The following is a 21,915-nucleotide window of genomic DNA, read 5'->3' as shown; positions in this document are numbered from 1 at the left end:
GCGGGCGTATACGCTGTATACGTGAACGATCAGGGTACGGCCGCGCGCATCGTGACCGTCGCGCAGCGGATACTCGTCGAGCAGGGCGTCGAGGCGGTCAGCATGCGGCGCGTCGGCGACGCGGTGGGCATCACGGCCATGGCCATCTACCGGCACTACCCGAACAGGGAGGCCCTGTTGCGGGCCGTGGCCGACCGCAGCGCCAGGGAGCTGGCCGAGGCGTGGACGCGGCGGTCCTCGGCCGGGGGGAAGCTGGAGGAGCGGATCTCGGGGGCTCTGGACGATTTCCTCGATGTCGCGCTCGGCAGCCCGCACCTCTACCGGTTCCTGATGTCCGACGCGTGGGCGGGGGCGCGGCGCTTCCCCGAGGACTTCCGCGACGGGCAGGGGCCGCCGTTCAGCGTCGTGACCGCCCTGGTGGAGGAGGGGATGCGGACGGGGCTCCTGCGCGAGGACGATCTCCTGGAGACCACGCTGACCGTCACGTCGTGCGCGCAGGGCCTGGTCCAGCAGTATCTGAGCGGGCGGATCGGGATGGACGAGGCCGACTTCCGGGCGCTCTGCCACCGGTCGACGTGGCGAGTCATTAATGGGTTGTTGTTGGACTAGCGGCGAACGACGGTGTGTGGTTGAGCCCATGGAGATTCGTTACGTCGGAGGGCCGACCGCGGTGGTGGAGATCGGCGGCTTACGCCTGCTGACCGACCCCACGTTCGACCCGCCCGGCAAGTATCCGATCGGGAGCTGGGCGCTGCACAAGACGTCGGGGCCCGCCATCGGGTTCGACGACATCGGTCCGGTGGACGCCGTGCTGCTCTCGCACGACCAGCACCCGGACAACCTGGACAACGCCGGGCGGAGCTGTCTGTCCTACGCGCCGCTGGTGCTCTCCACCACGTCGGCCGCCTCGCGGCTGCCCGGGGTGTCCGTGCGTGCCCTGCCCAATTGGGCGTTCCACCAGTTCGGCGAGACGTTGCGGGTGACCGGGGTGCCCGCGCAGCACGGGCCGCCGGGGACCGAGGAACTGATGGGGGAGGTGACCGGGTTCGTGATCAGCGGGGAAGGGCTGCCGACCGTGTACGTGAGCGGGGACAACGCCTCGCTGGACGTGGTGCGCGCGGTCTCCGGGTGGGCCGGGCAGGTGGACGTGGCGCTGCTGTTCGCGGGGCGGGCCCGGGCGCCGATGGTCGAGGGCGATCTGACGCTGTCCAGTGAGGACGCGGCCAGGGCCGCCGAGATCCTCGGGGCGCGGTACGTGGTGCCGCTGCACTTCGAGCACTGGGACCACTTCACGCAGGGGCGGGACACGGTGGCGCGGGCGTTCGCCGGGTACGGCGACCGGCTCCAGCTGCTCGCGCCGGGGGACCGGGTCTCGCTCTCCTGAGCGCTGCCCGCCCGCCGGTGCGGGCGGGTGCTCGCCTGCGGCGAACAGGCGCTCGCCTGTGGCGAACGGGTGCGGTCCTCGTGGGGCGGGCCTGACAGGGTGGAGCGGTGAGCTGGAACGCGCGAGCCCTCGACGTGCTGGCGGCGGGGCCGCCCACCCCGCTGATCGACTTCCCCTTGCCGGGGACCGGGATCAGGCTGTTGCTGAAGGACGAGTCGGCCCAGCCGACCGGCAGCCTGCGGCATCGGCATGCCAGGGCGTTGTTCCGCCAGGCCGTGCTCGACGGGCTGGTCACCGAGGGCACGACCGTGGTCGAGGCGACGGGCGGCAACGCGGCCGTGGCCCAGGCGTGGTTCGCCCAGCGGCTCGGGTTGCCGTACATCGCGGTCATGCCGGGCGCCCGCAGCCAGGCGCGGGCCCGGGCGGTGGAGGCGCTGGGCGGGGAATGCAGGTTCGTGACGCCACCGCTGGCGATCTACGACGCGGCGCGCCGGATCGACGGGCACTTCCTCGACCAGTTCGGGCGGGCGGCCGAGCACGATCTGGCGGAGGAGCTGTTCGGTCAGGTGCGGCCCGACTGGGTGGTGACGGGCGCGGGCACCGGCGCGACGTCGGCGACGCTCGGCGGGTGGGTCCGTTCGAGGGGCGGGAGCTGCCGGGTCGTGGTGGCGGATCCGGATAATTCAGCGTATTTCCCGGGTTGGACCTTGGACACGCCCGACTACGCCACCGGGATGCCGTCGCGGATCGAAGGCATCGGCCGGCCGCGCATCGAGCCCGGGTTCCGCCCCGACCTCATCGACCTGGTGATCCCCGTGCCCGACGCGGCGTCCGTGGCGGCGGCCAGGCAGCTCAGAGAGGTCACGGGGCTGCCGGTGGGCGGCTCTTCCGGCACGGCGCTGTGGGCGGCGCTGGAGCTGGTCGAGCGCATGCGGGCCAGGGGCGAGACCGGGACGGTGGTGTCGCTGATCGGTGATGCTGCCGAGCGGCATCTGGCGACATGTCACGACGACGAGTGGGCTGCCGGAAAGGGGCTGGATGCCGGGCAGTTCGTCGACGAGCTGCGGCGGCGTACGAGCGTGTGAGGGGGCCGGTGCTCAGACCGGCGAGGGCCGGTGTTCAGATCAGAGCGCATGAGGGGAGCGGTGTTCAGACCAGGGGGTGGCTGACCCAGACGTTCGGCTCCACGTAGACGGCGTGGTCGTGTGCCACGTCGCAGTGCACCGGGCTGAGCGCGCCGGGCACCTCGATCGCCCCCGTGCGGTCGAACGGCAGCCCCGTCCACGTCCGCCACTCCTCCAGGGTGCCCGCGATCGTCATCGAGCGCGGCGCCACCTTGACGATCTTGCCGCCCGCCCGCACGTGCACCCGCAGCCACGCGTCGTGGGGCAGGCCGTCGGGGCGGGTGCGGTGGGCGTACTCGGTCATGGGGGTGTGCGGTTCGAGGTGCTTGCCGTTCGGCCTGACCGGCGCCACCAGCTCGCGGTAGCCGAGGCGGGCGGCGTGCTCGCGCATGGCGGCCAGCATCCGCGACGACAGCCCCGTGCCCTGGAGGTCCCGGCGTACGGTGATCTCCAGCGCGGAGACGCCGTCCGGCCGCGCGTCCTGTTCGCGGCCCAGCCACCCCGACCGGATCACGCCGTCCCATCCGTCGTCCGGCAGGTCGGGCCCCTTCACCACGTACGGGGTCATGCAGGCCCGCGCCACCGGCCGCCCGGGCTCCGTGTCATCGTCGGCCACCAGCACGTATTCGGCGAGGGTCGTGGCCGCGAACGGGTAGAACAGGTCGGCGATCGGATCCTGCAACATGAACTCGTGCCACGTGTGGTCCATGTCGAACAACGACGACCCGAGCTCGGGACGTTCGGCGAGGGTCGTGATCTTGAGCGCCATGCGGATCATTTTCACATTCCGCAGCACCGGAAAGCGCCAGATTTTTGGGCCCGATCCGGCACGCGGGCGTGCGCTAGCGTCGGCGGCATGACAGAACTTGATGCCAGGTTGCGGGCCATCACCGACTTGACCGTCGCCGAAGCGCGTGAAGGCGCAGGCCGGCACGAGTACGACGGCCGGATCCAGGACCTGTCGCCCAGCGGCGTACGCGCCGGGCTGGCCAGGCTCGGCGAGGGGCCCGCGCCCGCCGATCCGCATGACGCCAGGCACCTGGAGGTGTTCGAGGAGAGCCTGCGGACCCAGCTCGGTGAGCTGGAGCTGCACCGCAAGAACCCCCTGATCCACCTCTCGAACCTCGACCTCGCCTGCTACGACCGCGACTACGGCCCCCAGGAGGAGCGCGATGCCGCCAAGGCGGCCCACCTGGCGCTCTGGCCCGACGCCGTGCGCCACGCGATCGACTCCCTCGACCAGGTCCCGGCCCCCGTCGCGCAGTCGCTGATCGGCGCGGCCAAGGGCCTGTCGGCCGGCATCACGGACGAGCCCGCGCTGGAGGCGCACGGCCGGCTCGTCGCCCACATCGAACGCGCCGTGACCGGCGGCGACCCCGACGCGGCGCTCGGCGGCGCGGCCCTGGCCAGGCTGATGGGCACGGCTGAAGGGCTGCCGGTCGACCTCGGCAGGCTGGCGGAGCGGGCCGACGCCGAACGCGACCGGCTGATGGCGCTGCTCGCCGAGTCCTGCGCCAAGCTGGGGGAGAAGGGGCGGGCGCCGCTCGACGTCGTACGCGAGCTGGTCAAGGATCACCCCGACGCCGGCGGCGTGATCGAGGCGGCGCGGATCGGCACCGAGAAGGCCATCGCGTTCACCCGCGAGAAGGACCTCGTGCCCTACCACGACGGTGAGTGCCTGGTCGGGCTGGCTCCGGAGTCGCGGCGCTGGGCGATGGCGATGATGGCCTGGAACTCGCCGGGCGAGGCCGAGGGCCCGTCCTGGTACTACATCACGCCGCCCGACGCATCCTGGCCCGAGCAGGATCAGGAGGAGTGGCTGGAGGTGTTCAGCCGCACGACGCTGCCGGCGATCAACGTGCACGAGGTCGCTCCCGGGCACTTCTCGCACGGCAGGGCGCTGCTGCGGGCGCCGTCGGAGGTGCGTCGGCTGCTGCAGTCGGTGTCGTTCATCGAGGGCTGGGCGCACTATGCCGAGGAACTGTGCGTCGAGGAGGGGTTCGAGGCCGGAGACCCGCGCTTCGAGATCGGCGTGTGGGTGGAGGCGCTGATCCGCGTCACCCGCCTGGCCTGCGCGATCGGTGTGCACACCGGGCAGATGACGGTCGAGGAGGGGGCCAGGCGCTTCGAGTCCGACACGCATCTGGCGGGTCCCGCCGCGTTGTCGGAGGCGCGGCGGGCGTCGTTCGACCCGACGTACGGGCGTTACACCTGGGGCAAGCTGCTCATCCTCGACCTGCGCGAGCAGGCGCGCAAGGAGTGGGGCGCGGGGTTCAGCCTGCAGCGCTTCCACAAGGCGCTGTTCGATCTCGGTTCGCCGCCTCTGGGGCTGATCGGCGGCATCCTGTAGCGTCCGAGCTGAGCGGCGCGGTCGCCTGGGGCAGCCCACCGGCCTGGCCGGTCGTTGGGCGTTCTGTGGCGGCGGTCGGCAGGGAGGTTGATCTGTGCGCGAGCTCTCCGGCAAGGTGGCGGTGGTCACGGGTGCGGCCAGCGGGATCGGACGGGCGCTGGCCGTCAGGCTGGCGGCCGAGGGCATGACGCTGATGCTCGCCGACGTCGATCCCGGCGGCCTCGCGGAGACCAGCATGCTCGCGGAGACCGGCAGGGCCGCGCAGGCCGCGGGGACCGCGCAGGCCGCGGGGACCCAGAGGTCCGCGGGGACCGGCAGGGCCGCGGGAGGCTTCGCGCAGGTCCGGGGTCCCAGGGTGCTCACGCAGGTCACCGACGTGTCCGACGCCGCCGCCGTCCAGCACCTGGCCGACCGTTGCTTCGGCGAGCTGGGCGCCGTGCACCTGCTCTGCAACAACGCCGGCGTCTTCCAGGGCGGCCACATGTGGACCCGTACCGAGGAGGATTTCGCCTGGCTGCTCGGCGTGAACCTGTGGGGCGTGCTGCACGGCATCCACTCGTTCGTGCCGCGCATGATCGAGCAGGACACCGAGGGCCACATCGTCAACACGGTGTCGGTGGCCGGGCTGTTCGCCACACAGGGGGCGGGTGGTTACGCGGTCACCAAGTACGCCGCGCTGGCCGCCTCCCAGGCGCTCGCCCACGACCTGGCCGCCGCCGGATCGAAGCTGCGGGTGACCGCGCTCTGCCCCGGTGCGGTCAAAACCCGCATCGCCGACTCGGGACGTTTACGCCCCGACGGGCTCGTCAGCTACCCAACCCAGGACGAGCTCGACGCGGAGCAGGCGGTCAGCAGGTCGGCCGAGCGCGGCATCGACCCGGCCGAGCTGGCGGAGCTGGTCGTGCAGGCCGTCCACGAGGACCGGTTCCTGGTGCTGACCGACCCGAAATACGCCGAACGGCTGCGGCAGCAGACCGAGACCCTGCTCACCGGCAGCCTGCCCGGCTACCAGTGACGTTCGTGCGCCAGCACCCGCACCACCGTGCCGCTGCGCGGACTGACCAGCAGCCGGACGGCGTCGCCCGGCAGCACGTCCTGGTAGACGCCCTGGTCGACCAGGAACGCCGTGGCCTTCTCCGAGCTGCCGTCGTGCAGGGCCAGGTAGAAGTCCGGTGCGTCGCCGCCGCCGCCCGGCTCCGCGACGACCCATCGCTTGACGACGTGGCCGGTGACCTCCTGCCGCTTGGGACCTTCGGGGACCGCGCCGGCCGCTTCGATCTCCGTGCCGTGCCAGCCGCTGCCGGTGAAGATCCATTCCTGCTCCGGGCTCACCGGGGCCGGCCCGGACCTGGCGATCTCCCGTCCGCGCGCTGTCAGCAGGAACCCGCGTCCCGCCATGAGCAGCCCCACCCCGGCCACGAACGACACCATCGTCGCGATCATCCCCGGCCAGGACAGGCCGGCCGCCGACACGGTGGCGTACCAGGGGACGACGAGCCCGGCGGCCAGCAGCACCGGCACGATCATGCTCGGCCAGCGCCGGCGCGCGAGGCCGAGGTCGATGGCGCACTGCCGGACCAGGGGCACGAGGCCGCCGTCGAGGTCGGGGCCCTCGGGCATGAGCGACACCACCGGCGCGTGCGGGGCGCCGGCGAGGCGAGCGGTGACCCGTTCAAGCACCCACCGCTCGTACGGCGGCAGCGCCCCGCCACCGCCCTCCACCCGCTCGTACGGCGGCAGCGCCCCGCCACCGCCGTCCACCAGGGACAGGCGGTCGCCCTCGATCACCACCCGCCCGCGCCCGGCCAGCCCGGACAACGTCGTGTGGAACACCTCCTGCGACCGCATACCCCGTAAGAGCTCCGCCACGGGCGCGGGCACTTCGCCCTGCTCGGACAGGCCGGGCACGCGCCTGCGGCTGGACAGCTTGAAGGCGGCGGCCAGCGTGGCGACCCACAGAGCCCACGCCGTCGCCGGCCAGACAAGATCCATTGTTCTGTGTTAGCACGAGTGCCGGTGCCAGGCCAGGCGTAATGCGCAAGGCCGATACACTGAGGGCACCGCATTTCGCCTTTGGGGGGTTCTCTCGGTGTCTGAATTCGACACAGTCCTGGTGGTCGACTTCGGCGCGCAGTACGCGCAGCTGATCGCCAGGCGCGTGCGCGAGTGCCACGTCTACTCCGAGATCGTGCCCTCGACCATGCCGGTCGAGGAGATGATGGCGAAAAGCCCCAAGGCGATCATCCTGTCCGGGGGCCCGTCCTCGGTCTACGCCGAGGGCGCACCGCCGGTGCCGCACGGGCTGTTCTCGACGGGCGTGCCCACGTTCGGCATCTGTTACGGCTTCCAGGCGATGGCGCAGGCGCTGGGCGGCGAGGTGGCCCGCACGGGCGTCGCCGAATACGGCGGCACCGCGCTGGAGGTCCTCGACGAGGGCGTCATCTTCGCGGGCCTGCCCACCAGCCAGACCGTCTGGATGTCACACGGTGACAGCGTCGCCGCCGCGCCGGAAGGCTTCGCGGTGACCGCCTCGACCAGCGAGACGCCGGTCGCCGCGTTCGAGCACGTCGAGCGCGGCCTCTACGGCGTGCAGTTCCACCCGGAGGTGCTGCACTCCGAGCACGGCCAGTCGGTGCTCAAGCACTTCCTCGACGCGGCCGGCTGCCGCCCCTCATGGACCATGCTCAACATCGTCGAAGACTCCGTCGAGGCCGTACGCCGTCAGGTCGGCGACGGCCGTGCCATCTGCGCCCTGTCGGGCGGCGTCGACTCCGCGGTGGCCGCCGCGATCGTCCAGCGCGCCATCGGCGAGCGGCTGACCTGCGTCTTCGTCGACCACGGCCTGCTGCGCAAGGGCGAGGCCGAGCAGGTGGAGCGCGACTTCGTGGCCGTCACGGGCGTCAAGCTGCGCGTCGTGGACGCGGCCGACCGCTTCCTGAAGGCGCTCGAAGGCGTCAGCGACCCGGAGGAGAAGCGCAAGATCATCGGACGCGAGTTCATCCGCGTCTTCGAGGACGAGCAGCGCGCCATCATGGCCGACGGCCCGGTGGAGTTCCTGGTCCAGGGCACCCTCTACCCCGACGTGGTGGAGTCGGGCGGCGGCACCGGCACCGCCAACATCAAGTCCCACCACAACGTCGGCGGCCTGCCGGAAGACCTGCAGTTCAAGCTGGTGGAGCCGCTGCGGGCGCTGTTCAAGGACGAGGTGCGGCGCGCGGGCGAGGAGCTGGGCCTGCCGGCGGCGATGGTCTGGCGCCAGCCGTTCCCCGGCCCCGGCCTGGGCATCCGCATCGTCGGGGAGGTCACCCGCGACCGCCTGGCCCTGCTGCGCGAGGCCGACGCGATCGCCCGCGAGGAGCTCTCGCGAGCCGGCCTCGACCGCCAGATCTGGCAGTGCCCGGTGGTGCTGCTGGCCGACGTACGGTCGGTGGGGGTGCAGGGCGACGGGCGCACGTACGGCCACCCGGTGGTGCTGCGGCCGGTGACGTCGGAGGACGCGATGACGGCGGACTGGGCGCGCGTGCCCTATGACGTGCTGTCGCGCATCTCCACGCGGATCACGAACGAGGTCCGCGACGTCAACCGGGTGGTGCTCGACGTGACGAGCAAGCCCCCGGGCACCATCGAGTGGGAGTGACACTTCAAGAGATCGCGTCGTGCCGGCCTGTATCGGCACATGTGTTCGATGTCTGGAGTGACGGAAGACCGGCCGGGACACTACGCTGTGGCTGTGGGCCGGTGGGACGAGCGAGAGCGCGCCGCGATGGTGGCGCTGCTTCGCCGTACCTCCACGGAAAAGGGTGAGCGTCAGCTCGTTCAGCAGTTCACCGAGGGGGCCACGGCGACCGCCTTGCTGCGCGAACGCCTGGCTCCCGTCGATCTCTTCTCGGATCCGGTAGAGGAGGCGACAGCCGAGGCCGCAGCGGAGGTCGCCGCCTGGGAGCAGGACGGCATCCACGTCATCACCCTGGCGGACGATCGCTACCCGCACCGGCTGCGTGACGTGTTCGATCGCCCTGCGCTGCTGTTCGCTCGCGGGATCCTCCGGGAGGAGGACGACGGCGTGGCTGTGGTCGGCTCCCGGACGGTCTCGCCGGAAGGCCGGTCAACGGCGGCTGAGCTGGCCACGCGGCTCGTGGAGCGCGATCTTACGGTGGTCTCGGGTCTGGCCGCCGGCGTCGACGCCACAGCTCATCAGGCGGCGCTCCGGGCGGGCGGGCGAACGGTGGCCGTCATCGGCACCGGGATCTGCAAGCACTTCCCGCCGGAAAATCGCGATCTTCATCGAGAGGTCGCCGAGCATGGAGCCGTGTTCTCCCAGTTCTGGCCGGACAGAGGGCCGGACAAAACGACGTTCCCGCTGCGCAACGGCACGATGTCGGGCTACAGTCTGGCGACGATCATCGTCGAGGCGAGCGAGCGAAGCGGGACCCGCATCCAGGCGCGCAAGGCCGTAGAGCATGGCCGACCTGTGATCTTGATGCAGTCGGTGATCGATCGTACGCAGTGGGGGCGGGTCACGGCAGGCAGGCCCGACGTCCACGTGGCTCGGGACGCCGACGAGGCGATGGCCACCGTCGATCGCCTGCTGGAGCGGCCTCAGCTCCTTGAGAGTTACCTTCCCAGGATCGGCTGACTCACCAGCGGAGCTTTGTCCGACCTCCGAGAGATGATTCGCGAGCGGCTTGGCGCGATCATGACAAACCCTCTCCGGATACCGAACGTCACCTGCGACGTCTGCACGGGACCCGTCCCCTCGCCGTACGCGAGGTGCTACCGCTGCCACACGGACGCCCGCCGAGAAGCCGTGCCCGTCGCGCGCAGAGTTGTTCCCTTGACCTACGCCGTCGTGGGCACCCAGGCGGATCGGGACATGTACCGCTACAAGGATCTGATGCCGGCTGCCCAGCGGCTCCGCAACCCCTCCTATCAGCGGCTGCTCCTTCTTCTCCTCGGATTCGCCGATGCCCACGCATCGTGTCTCGATGTCGTCGCGCTCCGGCCGGTCACGGGCATGATCGTGGTTCCCTCGCTTCGAGGGCGGACCGGCACCCATCCGCTCGCCACTCTCGCGGCGGCCCTTCCCAGCCACTGGGCGCGGGCAGAGCTCCGAGCGGCTCTCGGCGTTCCGGAGAGTCAGCGGCGCGACCTGCGGCCCGAGCATTTCATCCTGCCGGACTCGGCCGCGGTGCTCGGCGGGCACATCGTCGTGATCGAGGACGCGTGGGTCACGGGCGGCCACGCACAGTCCGCGGCTGCGACGCTCTTGCTGGCGGGAGCTGCGGAGGTGAGCATTCTGGTCATCGCTCGCCGCATCCGGACGGACTTCCAGCGATCACCTGTAGAGGCATCGCTCCAGCGGATCCTCACCGATCGCGAATACTCCCTGGACATCTGTCCCATAACCGGCGGCGACTGCGTGTAATCAGACCGCCGCCCCTTCGTCTGCCGATCTCCCGGCCGGGACCTCCAGGGGAGCCTCCGCCAGGACCAGCTCGACCAGCCCAGGGAAGCGGGCGTCGAGGTCGTCGCGGCGGAGCCGGATGAACAGCTTGCGGCCCTCCGGACGCTGGCAGATGACGCCTGCCTCGCGCAGCGCGCGCCAGTGGCCGGTCAGCGTGGACTTCGGCACGTCCGGCACCACCTCGCCGCAGAAGCGCTCCTCGCCCGACGCCAGCGCCCGGACGATCTGCGCCCGCACCGGGTGCCCGAGCGCGGCGAAGACGTCCACCAACTGGATCTGATCACGCGATGGGTGCAACATGCCTCCATTGTACGGAACTTGCGAACAATAATTTGACGACCCGCGCCCTTATGTACGAGGATCCCGTATATAGGAACTGTTCGTCTGTCCCGTACATTCATAAGGATCTGCATTGGCTCACAAGACCGGCTGGACGCTCGCGTTGCTCGCGCTCTCCCAGCTCATCACCTCGCTGGACTTCTTCATCGTCTACGTCGCCCTGCCGGACATCGGCCGTGACCTGGGCTTCTCCGCTCAGACGCTGCAATGGGTGGCCAGCGCCTACGCGGTCGCGTACGGCGGGTTCCTGCTGCTCGGCGGCCGGGCGGCCGACCTGTTCGGGCATCGCAGGATGTTCGTGGCGGCGCTGGCGCTGTTCGCTCTCGCCTCGCTGGCCGGCGGGCTCGCCGAGAGTCAGGCGGTGCTCGTGGCCGCGCGGGCGGTGCAGGGGCTCGGCGGCGCGTTCGTCTTCCCCGCCACGCTCGCGCTGGTCAACACCCGTTTCGAGGAGGGCGCGGCCAGGAACCGGGCGCTCGGCGTGTGGAGCGGGGCGGGCGCCAGCGGGCTCGCGCTCGGCGCGCTGCTCGGTGGGCTGCTGACCGGGGCCTGGGGCTGGGAGGCGGTCTTCTACGTCAACGTGCCGCTGACCGCCGTCGCCATCGCCGGCGCGTACGCGCTCATCCCGGCCGACGGCCCCCGCGCCCGTGGCCGGCGGTTCGACCTGCCGGGCGCGGTGCTGGCCACCGCGGGCGTGAGCCTGGTGGCGTTCGTCCTCATCCAGGGGCCGGAGTCCGGGTGGGGCGCGCCCCCGATCGTCGCGGCCATGGGCCTCGCGCTCGTCCTGCTCGCCGCGTTCGTCGTGGCCGAGCGGCGCGGCGCCGATCCGCTCATGCCGCCGGCGCTGCTGGGCAACCGCAGCCTCCGCTCCGCCGTGGCCGTCATCCTGGTCTTCGGCGCCACGTTCAACGCGCTGCCGTACTTCCTGACGGTCTACTTCCAGGACGTTCTGGGCTACGGCGCGGTGACGACCGGGCTGGCGTTCCTGGTGCCGTCGCTGCTGATCGCGCTCGGCACCCAGCTCGGCGGGCGGCTGGCCGGACGGGCAGGCATGCGCGCCACCCTCCTCATCGGCATGGCCGGCGGCGCCGCAGGCACGACCCTGCTGGCGTTCGGCGTGAGTGCCGGCGGCTCCTACTGGGGCGTGCTGCCCGGGATCGTGGTCATGGGCGTCGGCCAGGGGCTCACCTGGACCGGCATGTGGATCGCCGCGGCGACCGGGGTGGCGGCGGGAGAGCAGGGCGTGGCCTCGGGGCTCGCCTCGACCGCGCTGCAGGTCGGCTCCGCGCTCGGCCTCGCCGTCCTGGTCGCCGCCGGCGGTCTCGGGGAGGCGTCGGGCACGGCGCTCGCGGGCGGGCTGCGTACCGCGGTGCTGGTCGCGGCGGCGGGCATGGTGCTCGGCGCGGCGCTCACGCTCACCTTCGCCAGGAAGGCCGCGATCCCTGAGCCGGTGCCCGCCTGAATCCGCGGCCGTGGCACCGGTGTTCAACAGCGAGATCGAGGAGGTTGACGAGCTTGACGATGTTCGATGTCGCCGTCGTGGGTGGCGGTCCGGTGGGCATGTTGCTGGCCGCCGAGCTGGGATTGCAGGGCGTACGTCCGCTGGTGCTCGAACGGCACCCGGCCCCTCCGGGGGAGTCCAAGGCGGGGACGCTGCACGCGCGTACCGCCCAGAGCCTGGACCGGCGCGGGCTGCTGGAGGCGGTGGGGCGTACCACGTACGGGAGCGTGAGCTTCCACTTCTCCGGGATGTTCGGGCTGGACCTGGGGGCGGTCACGGAGGGTGGGCCGAGCATCGTGGGCAGCCCGCAGGCGTGGGCCGAGCAGGTGTTCGCGCGCCGCGCCGCGGCGCTCGGCGCGGAGATCAGGCGCGGGCAGGAGGTCACCGGGCTGGTGCAGCACGACGACCACGTGGTGCTGACCGTCAACGGGCGCGAGGTGGCCGCCCGGTACGTCGTCGGCGCCGACGGCGCCCGCAGCGCCGTGCGCAAGGCGGCCGGCATCCCGTTCACCGGCACGGGCGCGCGCGTTGCCGCGCTGATGGGCGACGTACGGCTGCTGGACCCCTACGGCGTGCCGCCCGGCTACACCCGCACCCCGCGCGGCTGGATCATCGTCTGGCTGAACCCGGCCGGCCACAGCCGCATCACCACCTACGATTTCCGCGCCCCCCACGCCGACCGGGAGGCCCCCGTGACGCTGGAGGAGCTCCAGGCCGCCGCCGAGCACATCACCGGCCGCCCGGTCCCCATGGCCGGCCCGCGCGGCCTGTCCCGGTACGGCGATGCCGCCCTCCAGGCCGAGACCTACCGCGCGGGCCGCGTCCTGCTTGCCGGGGACGCCGCGCACGTGCACTTCCCATGGGGCGGCCAGGGCCTGAACACCGGGCTGGAGGACGCGTTCAACCTGGGCTGGAAGCTGGCCGCCGAGGTGCGCGGGACGGCGCCGGGCGGGCTGCTCGACAGCTACCACGCCGAGCGGCACCCGGTCGCGGCCCGGGTGCTGTGGAACGTACGGGCGCAGACCGCGCTGGCCGACCCCGACCCCGCGGTGGACCCGCTGCGCGAGCTCTTCGCCGAGCTGATGCGCTTCGACGAGGTCAACGAGTACCTGAGCGGGATGATCAGCGCGGTGGACACGACCTATGACGTGGGCGTGCCCGGAGCCGGGCGGATGGCGCCCGACCTGGAGCTGAAGACCGCCGACGGGGACGTGCTGCACCTGGCGGAGACGCTGCACGGCGGCCGGGCGCTGCTGCTCGACCTCGCCGGGCGGGACGACCTGGCGGAGACGGCCGCGCGGTGGGGGAGCCGGGTGGACGTGCTGCGGGCGCGCGCGGACCACGAGGCCGACGCCCTGCTCGTACGGCCTGACGGGTATGTGGCGTGGACGTCGGCGGCGCGGGGGCATTCGCTCGAAGCGGCACTTGAACGGTGGTTCGGCGCGTGTGACGAAGAATGACCTCGCAGTAAAATCATTCGGCTATGTACGCATACAACGACTTGTTCTGGGAAAAGTGGGCACCCCTGGGCCAACTTCGTACGGTAGTTGGCAATGAGACGCCTGATGCGCCGGCAGCCGTGGCGCGTCAAGAAGGGTGACCTGCCTACATGGCCCATGTACGTGACCGTGGCAAGCAGCCGCTGGTGCTGCTCGTCGAAGACGATCCGCAGGATGCGCTGATCGTTCAGGAGCTGCTGGACGACAGCGGCCTGAACGTGCGTCTGGAGTGGGCGCGTTCGGTGAACGAGGCGCGCAGGGAGCTGGCGCGGCTCCGGCCACAGTGCGTGCTGCTGGATCTCGGTCTGCCGGACGCGTACGAGTTCTCCGCCCTGCCCTCCGTGCTGGAGGAGGCGGGGGACGCCGCGGTCGTCGTGCTGACCGGGCGGGCCGAGGAGCAGGCGGGCCTCGCGGCGGTGGCCGCGGGCGCCCAGGACTACCTGGTCAAGGGCCGGGTGGAGGCCGAGTGGCTGGGCCGGACGCTGCGGTACGCCATCCAGCGCAAGCAGGCCGAGCAGGCCGCGGTGGCGCTGCACGCCGCGCGGGCGCGCGCGAAGGAGAACGCCCGCCTGGAACGCGGCCTGCTGCCCACGCCGCTGCTCGGCGACATGCCGATCGAGGTCGCCTCCCGCTACCGGGCCAGCAGGGGCTCGGCCACGCTCGGCGGCGACTTCTTCGACGTCGTGGAGTCCGACGACAAGGTCGTGCACGTGGTGATCGGCGACGTGTGCGGCCACGGCCCCGACGAGGCCGCCCTGGGCGTCTGCCTGCGCATCGCCTGGCGGACGCTGGTGCTCAGCGGCGTGACGGGCACGTCGCTGCTCCGTCAGCTCGAACGGATCCTGGAGGCGGAGCGGGCGGGCGCGGAGGTCTTCGCGACGCTGTCCACGCTGATGCTGGAGCCGGACCAGCGGACGGTACGCGTCTGGCGGGCCGGCCATCCGGGGATCCTGGTGCACTCCCCGGACGGGGTGTCGCTGGCCGAGCCGGATCCGGGACCGGCGCTCGGCCTGCCCATGGAGGCGAACTGGCGCGAGCACGTCATGGAGCTGCCCGCGGGCTTCGGGCTCACGTTGTTCACCGACGGACTGTTCGAGCGCCGCCTGCCCGGTGAGCCGCCCCGGTGGCTGGGGGAGGAAGGGCTGCTCGAACTCGCCAGGAAGCGGGCGGGGCTCGACGGCGAACGCTTCCTCGACGCGCTGATCGCCGACGTCGAGGCGATCGCCGAGTCCGAGACCGCCGCGGACGACATCGCCGTGGTACATCTCCGCTGGAACGACGTCATAAGCCCGGACGGTAACGTCAGCCTCCACCGGGAAGACGTGTCTTGAGCGGGCGCGCCACCTCCACCACGCTCTGGCGGCGGCTGACGGTGCACGGCTGGTTCGTCGTGGTCCTCGCCACCGTCACGGTCCTCGTCGTCACCTGTGCCGTCCTGACCGCGGTCATGCTCGGCCGCACCGCCCAGCTGTCCGACGAGCTCACAGAACGCCTCTCACCGGCCAGGATCGAAGCCGCCCAGCTGCAGAACGCCCTGCTCGACCAGGAGACCGGCGTGCGCGGCTACCTGCTGACCGGCGACCGCGAGTTCCTGCGCCCGTACACGGAGGGCCTGGCCGCCGAGCGGCGCAGCGTCGAGAACATCGCGGGCCTCGTCGGAGACCGTCCCGAGCTGCTGAAGGAGCTGAACGCGATCGGCGCCGCGGCGGCCGGCTGGCGTACGGACTACGCCGAGCCCGCCACCGCCGCCAAGCAGGCGGACGACACTGTCTCGAACACCGCGGTCACGGTCGGCAAGCAGGCGTTCGACGAGGTCAGAACGCTGCTGGAGCGGATGGCCGAGCGGCTGGGCGAGTCGCGCACGCAGGTTCAGGCGGAGCTGAGGCAGGTGGAGAGCATCCGGGACTGGGCGTTCGCCGCCATGCTCGCGTTGTTCCTGCTGGCCGGGTTCGCGATGGCGGTGCTGCTGCGCCGTGCGGTCGGCCGGCCGCTCGACCAGCTGCGCCTGGCCTCCCGCCGCATCGCGACCGGCGACTTCGAGCATCCCATCCCCGCGCACGGCCCGGCGGACCTGCGCGAGGTCTCGCGGGACGTCGAGCAGATGCGCACCAAGATGGTGCAGGCGCTGGCCGACTCCCGCGAGCAGCAGGGCCTGCTGCGCGAGCAGGCGATGGAGCTGCGGCGCTCGAACGGCGAGCTGGAGCAGTTCGCGTACGTGGCCTCGCACGACCTGCAGGAGCCGCTGCGCAAGATCGCCACGTTCTGCCAGCTGCTGGCGAAGCGGTATGGGCACGTGCTGGACGAGCGCGGCGCCCAGTACATCCACTTCGCGGTCGACGGCGCGACCCGGATGCAGGTGCTGATCAACGACCTTCTGAGCTTCTCGCGGGTGGGCCGCCTGTACGACGACCACAAGCCGGTGGAGCTGGACGAGGCGCTCGACAAGGCGCTCGACGACCTGTCCGCGGCCATCGAGGAGTCGGGCGCCGAGATCGAGCGCCCCGACCGGCTGCCGGACGTCGTCGGCGACCCCACGATGCTGAGCCTGCTCTGGCAGAACCTCGTCGGCAACGCCATCAAGTTCCGCGACCAGGAACGCCCGCTGCGCATCCGCATCACCTGCGAGCCCGCGGACGAGGGAGGCTGGCAGTTCGCGGTCACCGACAACGGCATCGGCGTGGAGGCCGAGTTCGCCGAGAAGATCTTCATCATCTTCCAGCGCCTGCACAACCGCGAGGCCTACACCGGCACCGGCATCGGTTTGGCGATGTGCCGGAAGATCGTTGAGAACCACGGAGGCCGGATCTGGCTGGACACCGCCCGCACGACCGGCGCCCGGCTCTGTTTCACCCTCCCCGCCTCCACCCAGCACGAGATCGAAGGAACCAGCTCGTGACCACCCCGCATTCGATCGAAGTGCTGCTCGTCGAGGACGACCCCGGTGACGAGCTCATCACGCGCGAGGCGTTCGAGGACAACAAGATCAAGAACAGGCTGCACGTCGTCCGTGACGGCCTGGAGGCCCTGGATTTCGTCTACCGGCGGGGCGCGCACACCGAGGCGCCCCGCCCCGACCTCATCCTCCTGGACCTGAACCTGCCCAAGTACGACGGCCGGCAGGTCCTGGAGCAGATCAAGGGCGATCCGGAGCTGCGGGCGATCCCGATCGTCGTCCTGACGACCTCCTCGGCGGAGGAGGACATTCTGCGCAGCTACAAGCTGTTCGCCAACGCGTACGTGACCAAGCCCGTGGATCTGGACCGGTTCCTGGCCGTGATCCGCCAGATAGACGAGTTCTTCGTCACGGTGGTGCGGCTGCCGGGCCAGGCCCGCACCCCTGGTCAAGCGAACTAGTCCGGCCGGGTCTCCTCGGCTACCGGCGCGGGATCGGGGGCGCGCCGCGCGAGCCGTACCAGATCGAGCAGCAGCCGCCCCGCACTCCCCAGCAGCAGCGGCACCAGCAGCACCCCGATGAGGATCGGCGCGGCCATGTACCGGAAGTCCTGCGCCGAGATGTTGGCCAGGACCGTGAGCTGCTGGCCCGCCACCACCGCCGCGACCCCCAGCACGTACCGGTTCCGCAGCGCCAGCGCCCCCAGCGCCACCGCCAGATACGACACGTACGACCACAGCGCCCCGCGCCACAGCACCCAGTCGTACTCCGGCGCCAGGGCCCCCGTCAGGTACGGATCGGCCACCCGGTTCAGCTCCATGGACAACGGCCGCAGCGTGAAGACCCACCGCCCGGGGAAGTCCGGCACCTTGGCCGGCCCCACGTACGTGTCGGCGTTGGGCCGCCGCGAGAACCGGTACGTCATCCCGCCCGTCGCCAGGTCGTCCTGCACCGGCCGCCACGCGATCGACCCCCGGCACAGGCGGGTGTCCACGATCATGGCCGGCTCGGTCGTCAGCAGCCGCTGCCACAGGGAGAGCAGCTCGGTGGCGTGCGCGTCGGCCTGCTGCCAGCTGAAGTCCTGCCGCCAGATGAGCGGGTTGACCGTGTAGCAGGTGCCGCCCTCCCACCACCGGCTCAGCGGCGCGACCGTCGAGATGAGCGCCTTGTCCTCAGCGGTGAACAGGTCGGGACGGTCGCGGAAGGCCACCGCGATGTCGCCGAAGGCCGTGTGGTAGACGTACGTCTTCGACGGGGCGGCGATGCCGAACTGCGGGAACACCAGGTTGCTGAGCAGGAGCGGAAGGGCGGCGGCGAGGGTGCCGGTGAGCAGCAGGCGCACCCGCTTGGCCGTGACGATCAGGATCAGCGCGAGGACGGCCACGCCCACGACGAGGAAGCCGTTCGCGCGGAACAGCCCCAGCAGCGTGATCAGCAGGCCGAGCCCGATCAGCGCGGGCACGGTCACGGTGCGCCTGGCCGCCATCCGCGCGCACACCCCGGCGATCGCGATCGCGCAGATCGTGAACGGCACGTCCTTCCACAACGTCACCGCGAACGCGCCCACGGGCGGCGCCAGCGGCATCAGCACCGCGACCCCGGTGGTGAGCAGGCGCGGGGCGCCGAGCGCCTTGAGCGACTGCGCCAGGAACGTCAGCGCCCCCGCCATGGCCGTCGTCTGCGCGAAGGAGACGGCGCCCAGGTCACCGGTCTTGGTGAAGCTCAGCCACATCAGCGTGTCGTAGACCACCGAGTGATCGCTGATCCACGGTCCGGCGATGGTGTGGCTCAGATAGAGGACCGAGTCGCGGCTGAACAGGCCGGGGTAGAAGGCCGCCCACCAGCATCCGAGCACTGCCTGGATGATGAGGAAGGTCGCGAGCGCGACCCACGGTCTGGGCTTGGCAACGGTCGCGGCTGTGGTGTCGCTCCCCATGGTTCCCTATCCCGAGTCGCCGGGAGACGTGTCAGAAGTAGCTTGTTCCGGGTTTCGGGCCCTTGCCCCGTAGCAAGGCCGGCACCGTGACGAGGTGGTAGCCGCGCTTCTTGAGCTCCTTGATGATCCCCGGCATGGCCTTGACCGTCTCGGGCACCGTGTCGTGCATGAGGAGCACGCCGTTGCGCTGAGCCAGCTTGAGCACGGCCGCCTTGATCTTCTTGGGGTCGCGCAGACTCCAGTCGAGCGTCGTGCCCGTCCATAAGATCTGGCTCAGCTCGGTCTGGTCCGCCAGCCCGAGCACGCGATCGTCGGTGTGCCCGTAGGGCGGCCGGAACATCTGCGGCCGGTAACCCGTGGCCTGCTCGATCAGCTCCTGGGTGGCCTTGAGCTCGTTGAGGATCTCGTCGTCGCCCCGCGTCGGCAGCGACGGATGAGAGTAGGTGTGGTTGCCGATCGCGTGCCCCTGCTTGAGCGTCTGCTTGGCGACCGAGGGCGACTGCTCGACCTTCTTGCCCACGAGGAAGAAGGTCGCCTTGACGCCCTCCTTCTTGAGGGTCTTGAGCAGCGCGGGCGTGCCCGGCCCCGGACCGTCGTCGAACGTCAGCGCCAGGCATTTGACCCGGTCGCAGTCGACCGTCGTCTGGGCGGGGGCAGAGGTCATGGCCAGGGCGGCCGCGAGTAGGGCATGAATCACCACATGTGACAGCCTATGGCCAAAGGTGATCGTTCGTGTGACGGCCTAATCTCTCTTTCCGAACACTCTCAAATCGGTGCCGTACACCGCCCGGCGCAGGGTCCGTGAGACCTCGGGCGCGAGTGCGTGCTCCGCCGCCCAGTCCTCCACGGTGGTGACCGGCACGGGGGCGATCCACTGGCGGGCGACCAGGAGATCGTGCAGGCGGCCGGTGAGGTTGTGCCAGAGCGGCCGCACCCTCATGTCCTGATAAATCAGGATCCCGCCGGGGCGGACGGCCGCGCACGCCTTCCCGAACACGCCGCGCTGCCACGGCTCCGGCACCTGCCGGAGCACGTCCTGCAAGATCACCACATCGTAGGTACGGGGACGCCAGCGGGAGCGGGCGTCGCGATACTCGAAGTGCAGGCTGGACCCGGTGTCGCCGGCCCTGGCGGCCATCCGCGCGGCCAGCCCGACGGCGATCGGGGACGGATCGAACCCGTGCCCCTCGATCCGCAGCCCCCTGGCCGCCATGAGTCCCAGGGCCAGACCGGACCCGCAGCCGACGTCGAGCACGGTGGCGCCGTCGTGTACGTACCCGATGGTCTCCTCGTACGGGCAGGTCAGCACCCGCAGCCGCTGCCTGAGCCGCTGCGCGGGCGGCGCCTCCGCGTAGAGCCGCCACGCGTCCTGGACCAGCAGCCGCCGGTCGAACGGCGGCCGGTCGTGTACGAGCGACACGCCGCGCTCACCTCCCCAGCCGGGCGCGCAGGAACAACGTCACGCCCCTGAGCGACTTGACCGGGAGATAGCGCTCGGCCCGCACGACCGCCGACAGGCCCGCGTTGACCAGGAGCGACGCCCGCCGCAGATCGCTGCCCTCGGACCGGCGGCGGTGCCGGGCCACGAGGGGACGCAGCAGCACGTTCCAGCTCCAGACGCGATCGACGCGCAGCCCGGCCTTCTCGACGACGACGGTCAGCGACTCGCGGCCGTAGCGGCGTACGTGGCCGACGGCGTCGTCATGGGCCGACCACAGCGCCATGTCGCACGGCACCGCGATCAGGGCGTGCCCGCCGGGCGACAGCACCCTGGCGATCTCCTCGGCCACCAGGTGGTCCTCGCGGATGTGCTCCAGCACGTCGAACGCGGTCACCAGGTCCACGCTGCCCGACTCGAACGGCAGCGCCCGCGCGTCGGCGCGCACGGCCTTCAGCCCGCGTTCCCTGGCCACCTCCACCGCCGTCTCGCAGTAGTCCGCCGCGGTGGCGTTCCAGCCCGCCTCGGCCAGCACCCTGGTGTTCCCGCCGCCGGCGGCGCCGATGTCCAGCGCCCGCCCCGGCCGGCCAAGCTCACGCAGCTCCCTGCGCAGGATGGCCCGGCGCTCGCGATACCACCAGTGGCGGTCCTCGAGCGCGATCAGGCGGCGGATCTCAGTGGTTTCCATTCAGTTCCTCGTACGGGAGAAGACCCAGCGGTCCAGAGCGGTGAAGCGGAGCAGGGTGAGCAGGCAGTACGTGGCGACGACCGCGCCCACCTCGGCCAGGTGCCCGGCCATCGGGGGCACCGCGAGCACGGCCGCCGTGGTGAGCGCGTAATTGGCGAGGAAGAGCACGGCCGCGCGGAAATGCATGGTGGTACGCCGTATGTGGCCGAAGGTCCAGCGGCGATTGGCCTCGATGTTCACGAACCCGGCCAGGACGAGCGCGCCGAGATTCGTCATCGTGGGCGACCAGATTTGGCGCAGCGGCAGATAAAGCAGCGTGTACAGAATTCCGGAAATAATGCCTATAGCGGCGAACGAGGTGAATTTCGCCATCGTCACCGCCCGCGGCCGGGCCACCACCGCGTCCGGATGCGTGGGCGTCGGCTCGGACCGCGTCACCTCCACCTCCGCCCGGCCCATCGACATCGACCAGGCCACCCTGGCCAGGCCCTTCAGGTCGTCGATCGCCGTCTTGACCACCCGCACCCGGGAGTCGACGTCCTCGATCCAGTCGACGGGCACCTCGTGCACCCGCAGCCCGTTGTGCTCGGCCAGCAGGAGCAGCTCGGTGTCGAAGAACCAGGCGTCGTCCTCGATCTTGTCCATGAGCGGCCTGACGACCTCGGTCCTGGCCGCCTTGAAACCGCACTGGGCGTCGCTGAAGCCCGCGCCGAACCCGTACCTGAGCAGGGCGTTGTAGCCGCGCGAGACCAGCTCGCGGCGCATCGAGCGCCGGGTGCGCGAGCTGGGGGCCAGCCGCGTCCCGATGGCGATCTCGGAGTGCCCGCTGGCCACCGAGGCGACCAGCGGGAACAGGGCGTCGAGGTCGGTGGACAGATCGACGTCCATGTACGCGACGATGTCGGCAGGGCTGTCGTGCCAGGCCGCGCGCAACGCCGCCCCGCGGCCGCGGATGTCGAGCCGTTGCGCGTGCACGCGGTCGTACTCGTCGGCCAGCGCGGTGGCGACCGGCCAGGTGGCGTCGGTGCTGCCGTTGTCCATGATCGTGATGCGCCACGGCAGCGGGAACCGCTCGTCGAGAAAGCCGGCCAGGGTGCTCACGCAGCCGGGCAGCGCGCGCTCCTCGTTGAGCACGGGGATGACGATGTCGACACTCGCCAGCCTGGCGGTGGTGTCGAGGACGCGGGGGCCCGGCTCCATGGCGGCACGCGTGTCCATAAATCCCCTGACTTCTAGCTCGGTGGCCGACCTCCAGGGAAAATGGTGCTGGGCGCGTCCAGCGGGGCGCGTGCTGTTTCTCCG

The 21,915-nt window shown here is 71.2% G+C and carries 21 protein-coding genes; 13 read left to right on the top strand and 8 right to left on the bottom strand.

Features of this window, described 5'->3' with window-relative positions:
- Nucleotides 1-21: 21 nt before the first annotated feature.
- From ABEA43_RS02040 to ABEA43_RS02030, 3 genes are all read left to right on the top strand, one after another.
- Nucleotides 22-609, top strand: coding sequence for a TetR/AcrR family transcriptional regulator (locus tag ABEA43_RS02040; protein WP_345558012.1), 588 nt, complete (start codon nucleotides 22-24; stop codon nucleotides 607-609).
- A gap of 28 nt (nucleotides 610-637) precedes the next feature.
- Nucleotides 638-1,384, top strand: coding sequence for an MBL fold metallo-hydrolase (locus ABEA43_RS02035; protein ID WP_345558010.1), 747 nt, complete (start codon nucleotides 638-640; stop codon nucleotides 1,382-1,384).
- Between the two features lie 107 nt (nucleotides 1,385-1,491).
- A complete protein-coding gene (locus ABEA43_RS02030) occupies nucleotides 1,492-2,469 on the top strand; it encodes a PLP-dependent cysteine synthase family protein (protein WP_345558008.1) in 978 nt (325 codons plus the stop codon).
- A 64-nt stretch (nucleotides 2,470-2,533) separates the two neighbouring features.
- Here ABEA43_RS02030 and ABEA43_RS02025 read toward each other — a convergent pair whose 3' ends face one another.
- Entirely contained in the window at nucleotides 2,534-3,277 is a 744-nt protein-coding gene (locus tag ABEA43_RS02025; protein ID WP_345558006.1) for an N-acetyltransferase, read from the bottom strand.
- Nucleotides 3,278-3,364: 87 nt separating this feature from the next.
- Between ABEA43_RS02025 and ABEA43_RS02020 the strand changes: the two genes are divergently transcribed.
- Nucleotides 3,365-4,858: a DUF885 family protein gene (locus ABEA43_RS02020; protein WP_345558004.1), complete on the top strand. Its 1,494-nt coding sequence runs from the start codon at nucleotides 3,365-3,367 to the stop codon at nucleotides 4,856-4,858.
- Nucleotides 4,859-4,952: 94 nt separating this feature from the next.
- Complete coding sequence (locus ABEA43_RS02015) at nucleotides 4,953-5,873, top strand: SDR family NAD(P)-dependent oxidoreductase (RefSeq protein WP_345558002.1); 921 nt, start codon at nucleotides 4,953-4,955, stop codon at nucleotides 5,871-5,873.
- On the opposite strand, the gene ABEA43_RS02010 is transcribed toward ABEA43_RS02015, so the two are convergent.
- Nucleotides 5,864-6,850 carry a hypothetical protein gene (locus ABEA43_RS02010; RefSeq protein WP_345558000.1) on the bottom strand — a complete coding sequence of 329 codons (987 nt, stop codon included), beginning with the start codon at nucleotides 6,848-6,850 and terminating at the stop codon, nucleotides 5,864-5,866. The two genes, ABEA43_RS02015 and ABEA43_RS02010, sit on opposite strands and share 10 nt — an antisense overlap.
- A 97-nt stretch (nucleotides 6,851-6,947) precedes the next feature.
- Here ABEA43_RS02010 and guaA point away from each other — a divergent pair, with 97 nt between their 5' ends.
- The 3 genes from guaA to ABEA43_RS01995 all read left to right on the top strand — a co-directional run bounded on the left by guaA (nucleotide 6,948) and on the right by ABEA43_RS01995 (nucleotide 10,283).
- Entirely contained in the window at nucleotides 6,948-8,495 is a 1,548-nt protein-coding gene (gene guaA, locus ABEA43_RS02005; protein WP_345557998.1) for a glutamine-hydrolyzing GMP synthase, read from the top strand.
- A gap of 93 nt (nucleotides 8,496-8,588) precedes the next feature.
- On the top strand, nucleotides 8,589-9,494 hold the full coding sequence (locus ABEA43_RS02000) for a DNA-processing protein DprA (RefSeq protein WP_345557996.1): 906 nt from the start codon (nucleotides 8,589-8,591) through the stop codon (nucleotides 9,492-9,494).
- Nucleotides 9,495-9,692: 198 nt separating this feature from the next.
- Nucleotides 9,693-10,283 (top strand): hypothetical protein, encoded by a 591-nt coding sequence (locus ABEA43_RS01995; RefSeq protein ID WP_345557994.1) that lies wholly within the window; start codon nucleotides 9,693-9,695, stop codon nucleotides 10,281-10,283.
- On the opposite strand, the gene ABEA43_RS01990 is transcribed toward ABEA43_RS01995, so the two are convergent.
- Complete coding sequence (locus ABEA43_RS01990; protein WP_345557992.1) at nucleotides 10,284-10,622, bottom strand: ArsR/SmtB family transcription factor; 339 nt, start codon at nucleotides 10,620-10,622, stop codon at nucleotides 10,284-10,286. It lies immediately after the preceding gene.
- Between the two features lie 112 nt (nucleotides 10,623-10,734).
- Between ABEA43_RS01990 and ABEA43_RS01985 the strand changes: the two genes are divergently transcribed.
- From ABEA43_RS01985 to ABEA43_RS01965, 5 genes are all read left to right on the top strand, one after another.
- Nucleotides 10,735-12,120, top strand: coding sequence for an MFS transporter (locus tag ABEA43_RS01985; protein ID WP_345557990.1), 1,386 nt, complete (start codon nucleotides 10,735-10,737; stop codon nucleotides 12,118-12,120).
- Between the two features lie 59 nt (nucleotides 12,121-12,179).
- Nucleotides 12,180-13,619 (top strand): FAD-dependent monooxygenase, encoded by a 1,440-nt coding sequence (locus tag ABEA43_RS01980; protein WP_345558767.1) that lies wholly within the window; start codon nucleotides 12,180-12,182, stop codon nucleotides 13,617-13,619.
- 149 nt (nucleotides 13,620-13,768) lie between these two features.
- Nucleotides 13,769-14,989 carry a PP2C family protein-serine/threonine phosphatase gene (locus ABEA43_RS01975; protein WP_345557989.1) on the top strand — a complete coding sequence of 407 codons (1,221 nt, stop codon included), beginning with the start codon at nucleotides 13,769-13,771 and terminating at the stop codon, nucleotides 14,987-14,989.
- The gene (locus ABEA43_RS01970) at nucleotides 14,986-16,554 is read left to right on the top strand and encodes a sensor histidine kinase (RefSeq protein ID WP_345557987.1); all 1,569 of its coding nucleotides are present in this window, start codon (nucleotides 14,986-14,988) and stop codon (nucleotides 16,552-16,554) included. Before ABEA43_RS01975 ends, ABEA43_RS01970 begins: the two co-directional genes overlap by 4 nt.
- Nucleotides 16,551-17,012, top strand: coding sequence for a response regulator (locus tag ABEA43_RS01965; protein ID WP_345557985.1), 462 nt, complete (start codon nucleotides 16,551-16,553; stop codon nucleotides 17,010-17,012). The genes ABEA43_RS01970 and ABEA43_RS01965 overlap by 4 nt, the downstream gene beginning before the upstream one ends.
- Here ABEA43_RS01965 and ABEA43_RS01960 read toward each other — a convergent pair.
- The 5 genes from ABEA43_RS01960 to ABEA43_RS01940 are packed head-to-tail and all read right to left on the bottom strand — an operon-like array spanning nucleotide 17,009 to nucleotide 21,831.
- A complete protein-coding gene (locus ABEA43_RS01960) occupies nucleotides 17,009-18,487 on the bottom strand; it encodes a hypothetical protein (protein WP_345557983.1) in 1,479 nt (492 codons plus the stop codon). The genes ABEA43_RS01965 and ABEA43_RS01960 overlap by 4 nt on opposite strands.
- A gap of 31 nt (nucleotides 18,488-18,518) precedes the next feature.
- On the bottom strand, nucleotides 18,519-19,187 hold the full coding sequence (locus ABEA43_RS01955; protein ID WP_345557981.1) for a polysaccharide deacetylase family protein: 669 nt from the start codon (nucleotides 19,185-19,187) through the stop codon (nucleotides 18,519-18,521).
- Between the two features lie 42 nt (nucleotides 19,188-19,229).
- Entirely contained in the window at nucleotides 19,230-19,907 is a 678-nt protein-coding gene (locus ABEA43_RS01950; protein ID WP_345557979.1) for a class I SAM-dependent methyltransferase, read from the bottom strand.
- A gap of 7 nt (nucleotides 19,908-19,914) precedes the next feature.
- Nucleotides 19,915-20,613: a class I SAM-dependent methyltransferase gene (locus ABEA43_RS01945; protein ID WP_345557977.1), complete on the bottom strand. Its 699-nt coding sequence runs from the start codon at nucleotides 20,611-20,613 to the stop codon at nucleotides 19,915-19,917.
- Entirely contained in the window at nucleotides 20,614-21,831 is a 1,218-nt protein-coding gene (locus ABEA43_RS01940; RefSeq protein WP_345557975.1) for a glycosyltransferase, read from the bottom strand.
- Between the last annotated feature and the right edge of the window lie 84 nt (nucleotides 21,832-21,915).

It is taken from the genome of Nonomuraea rosea, assembly GCF_039539705.1.
In the GTDB taxonomy this organism is placed as follows: Bacteria; Actinomycetota; Actinomycetes; order Streptosporangiales; family Streptosporangiaceae; genus Nonomuraea; species Nonomuraea rosea.
Note: the sequence above shows the minus strand (reverse complement) of the source record. Positions and strands in the feature narration are given on the sequence as shown.

Bases quoted from the DNA above. Each gene is read 5' to 3' on its own strand.
- ABEA43_RS02035 (WP_345558010.1), top strand. From the start codon at position 638: ATGGAGATTCGTTACGTCGGAGGGCCGACCGCGGTGGTGGAGATCGGC.
- ABEA43_RS02025 (WP_345558006.1), bottom strand. From the start codon at position 3,277: ATGGCGCTCAAGATCACGACCCTCGCCGAACGTCCCGAGCTCGGGTCG.
- ABEA43_RS02020 (WP_345558004.1), top strand. From the start codon at position 3,365: ATGACAGAACTTGATGCCAGGTTGCGGGCCATCACCGACTTGACCGTC.
- ABEA43_RS02010 (WP_345558000.1), bottom strand. From the start codon at position 6,850: ATGGATCTTGTCTGGCCGGCGACGGCGTGGGCTCTGTGGGTCGCCACG.
- ABEA43_RS01990 (WP_345557992.1), bottom strand. From the start codon at position 10,622: ATGTTGCACCCATCGCGTGATCAGATCCAGTTGGTGGACGTCTTCGCC.
- ABEA43_RS01980 (WP_345558767.1), top strand. From the start codon at position 12,180: ATGTTCGATGTCGCCGTCGTGGGTGGCGGTCCGGTGGGCATGTTGCTG.
- ABEA43_RS01975 (WP_345557989.1), top strand. From the start codon at position 13,769: ATGGCCCATGTACGTGACCGTGGCAAGCAGCCGCTGGTGCTGCTCGTC.
- ABEA43_RS01960 (WP_345557983.1), bottom strand. From the start codon at position 18,487: ATGGGGAGCGACACCACAGCCGCGACCGTTGCCAAGCCCAGACCGTGG.
- ABEA43_RS01945 (WP_345557977.1), bottom strand. From the start codon at position 20,613: ATGGAAACCACTGAGATCCGCCGCCTGATCGCGCTCGAGGACCGCCAC.
- ABEA43_RS01940 (WP_345557975.1), bottom strand. From the start codon at position 21,831: ATGGACACGCGTGCCGCCATGGAGCCGGGCCCCCGCGTCCTCGACACC.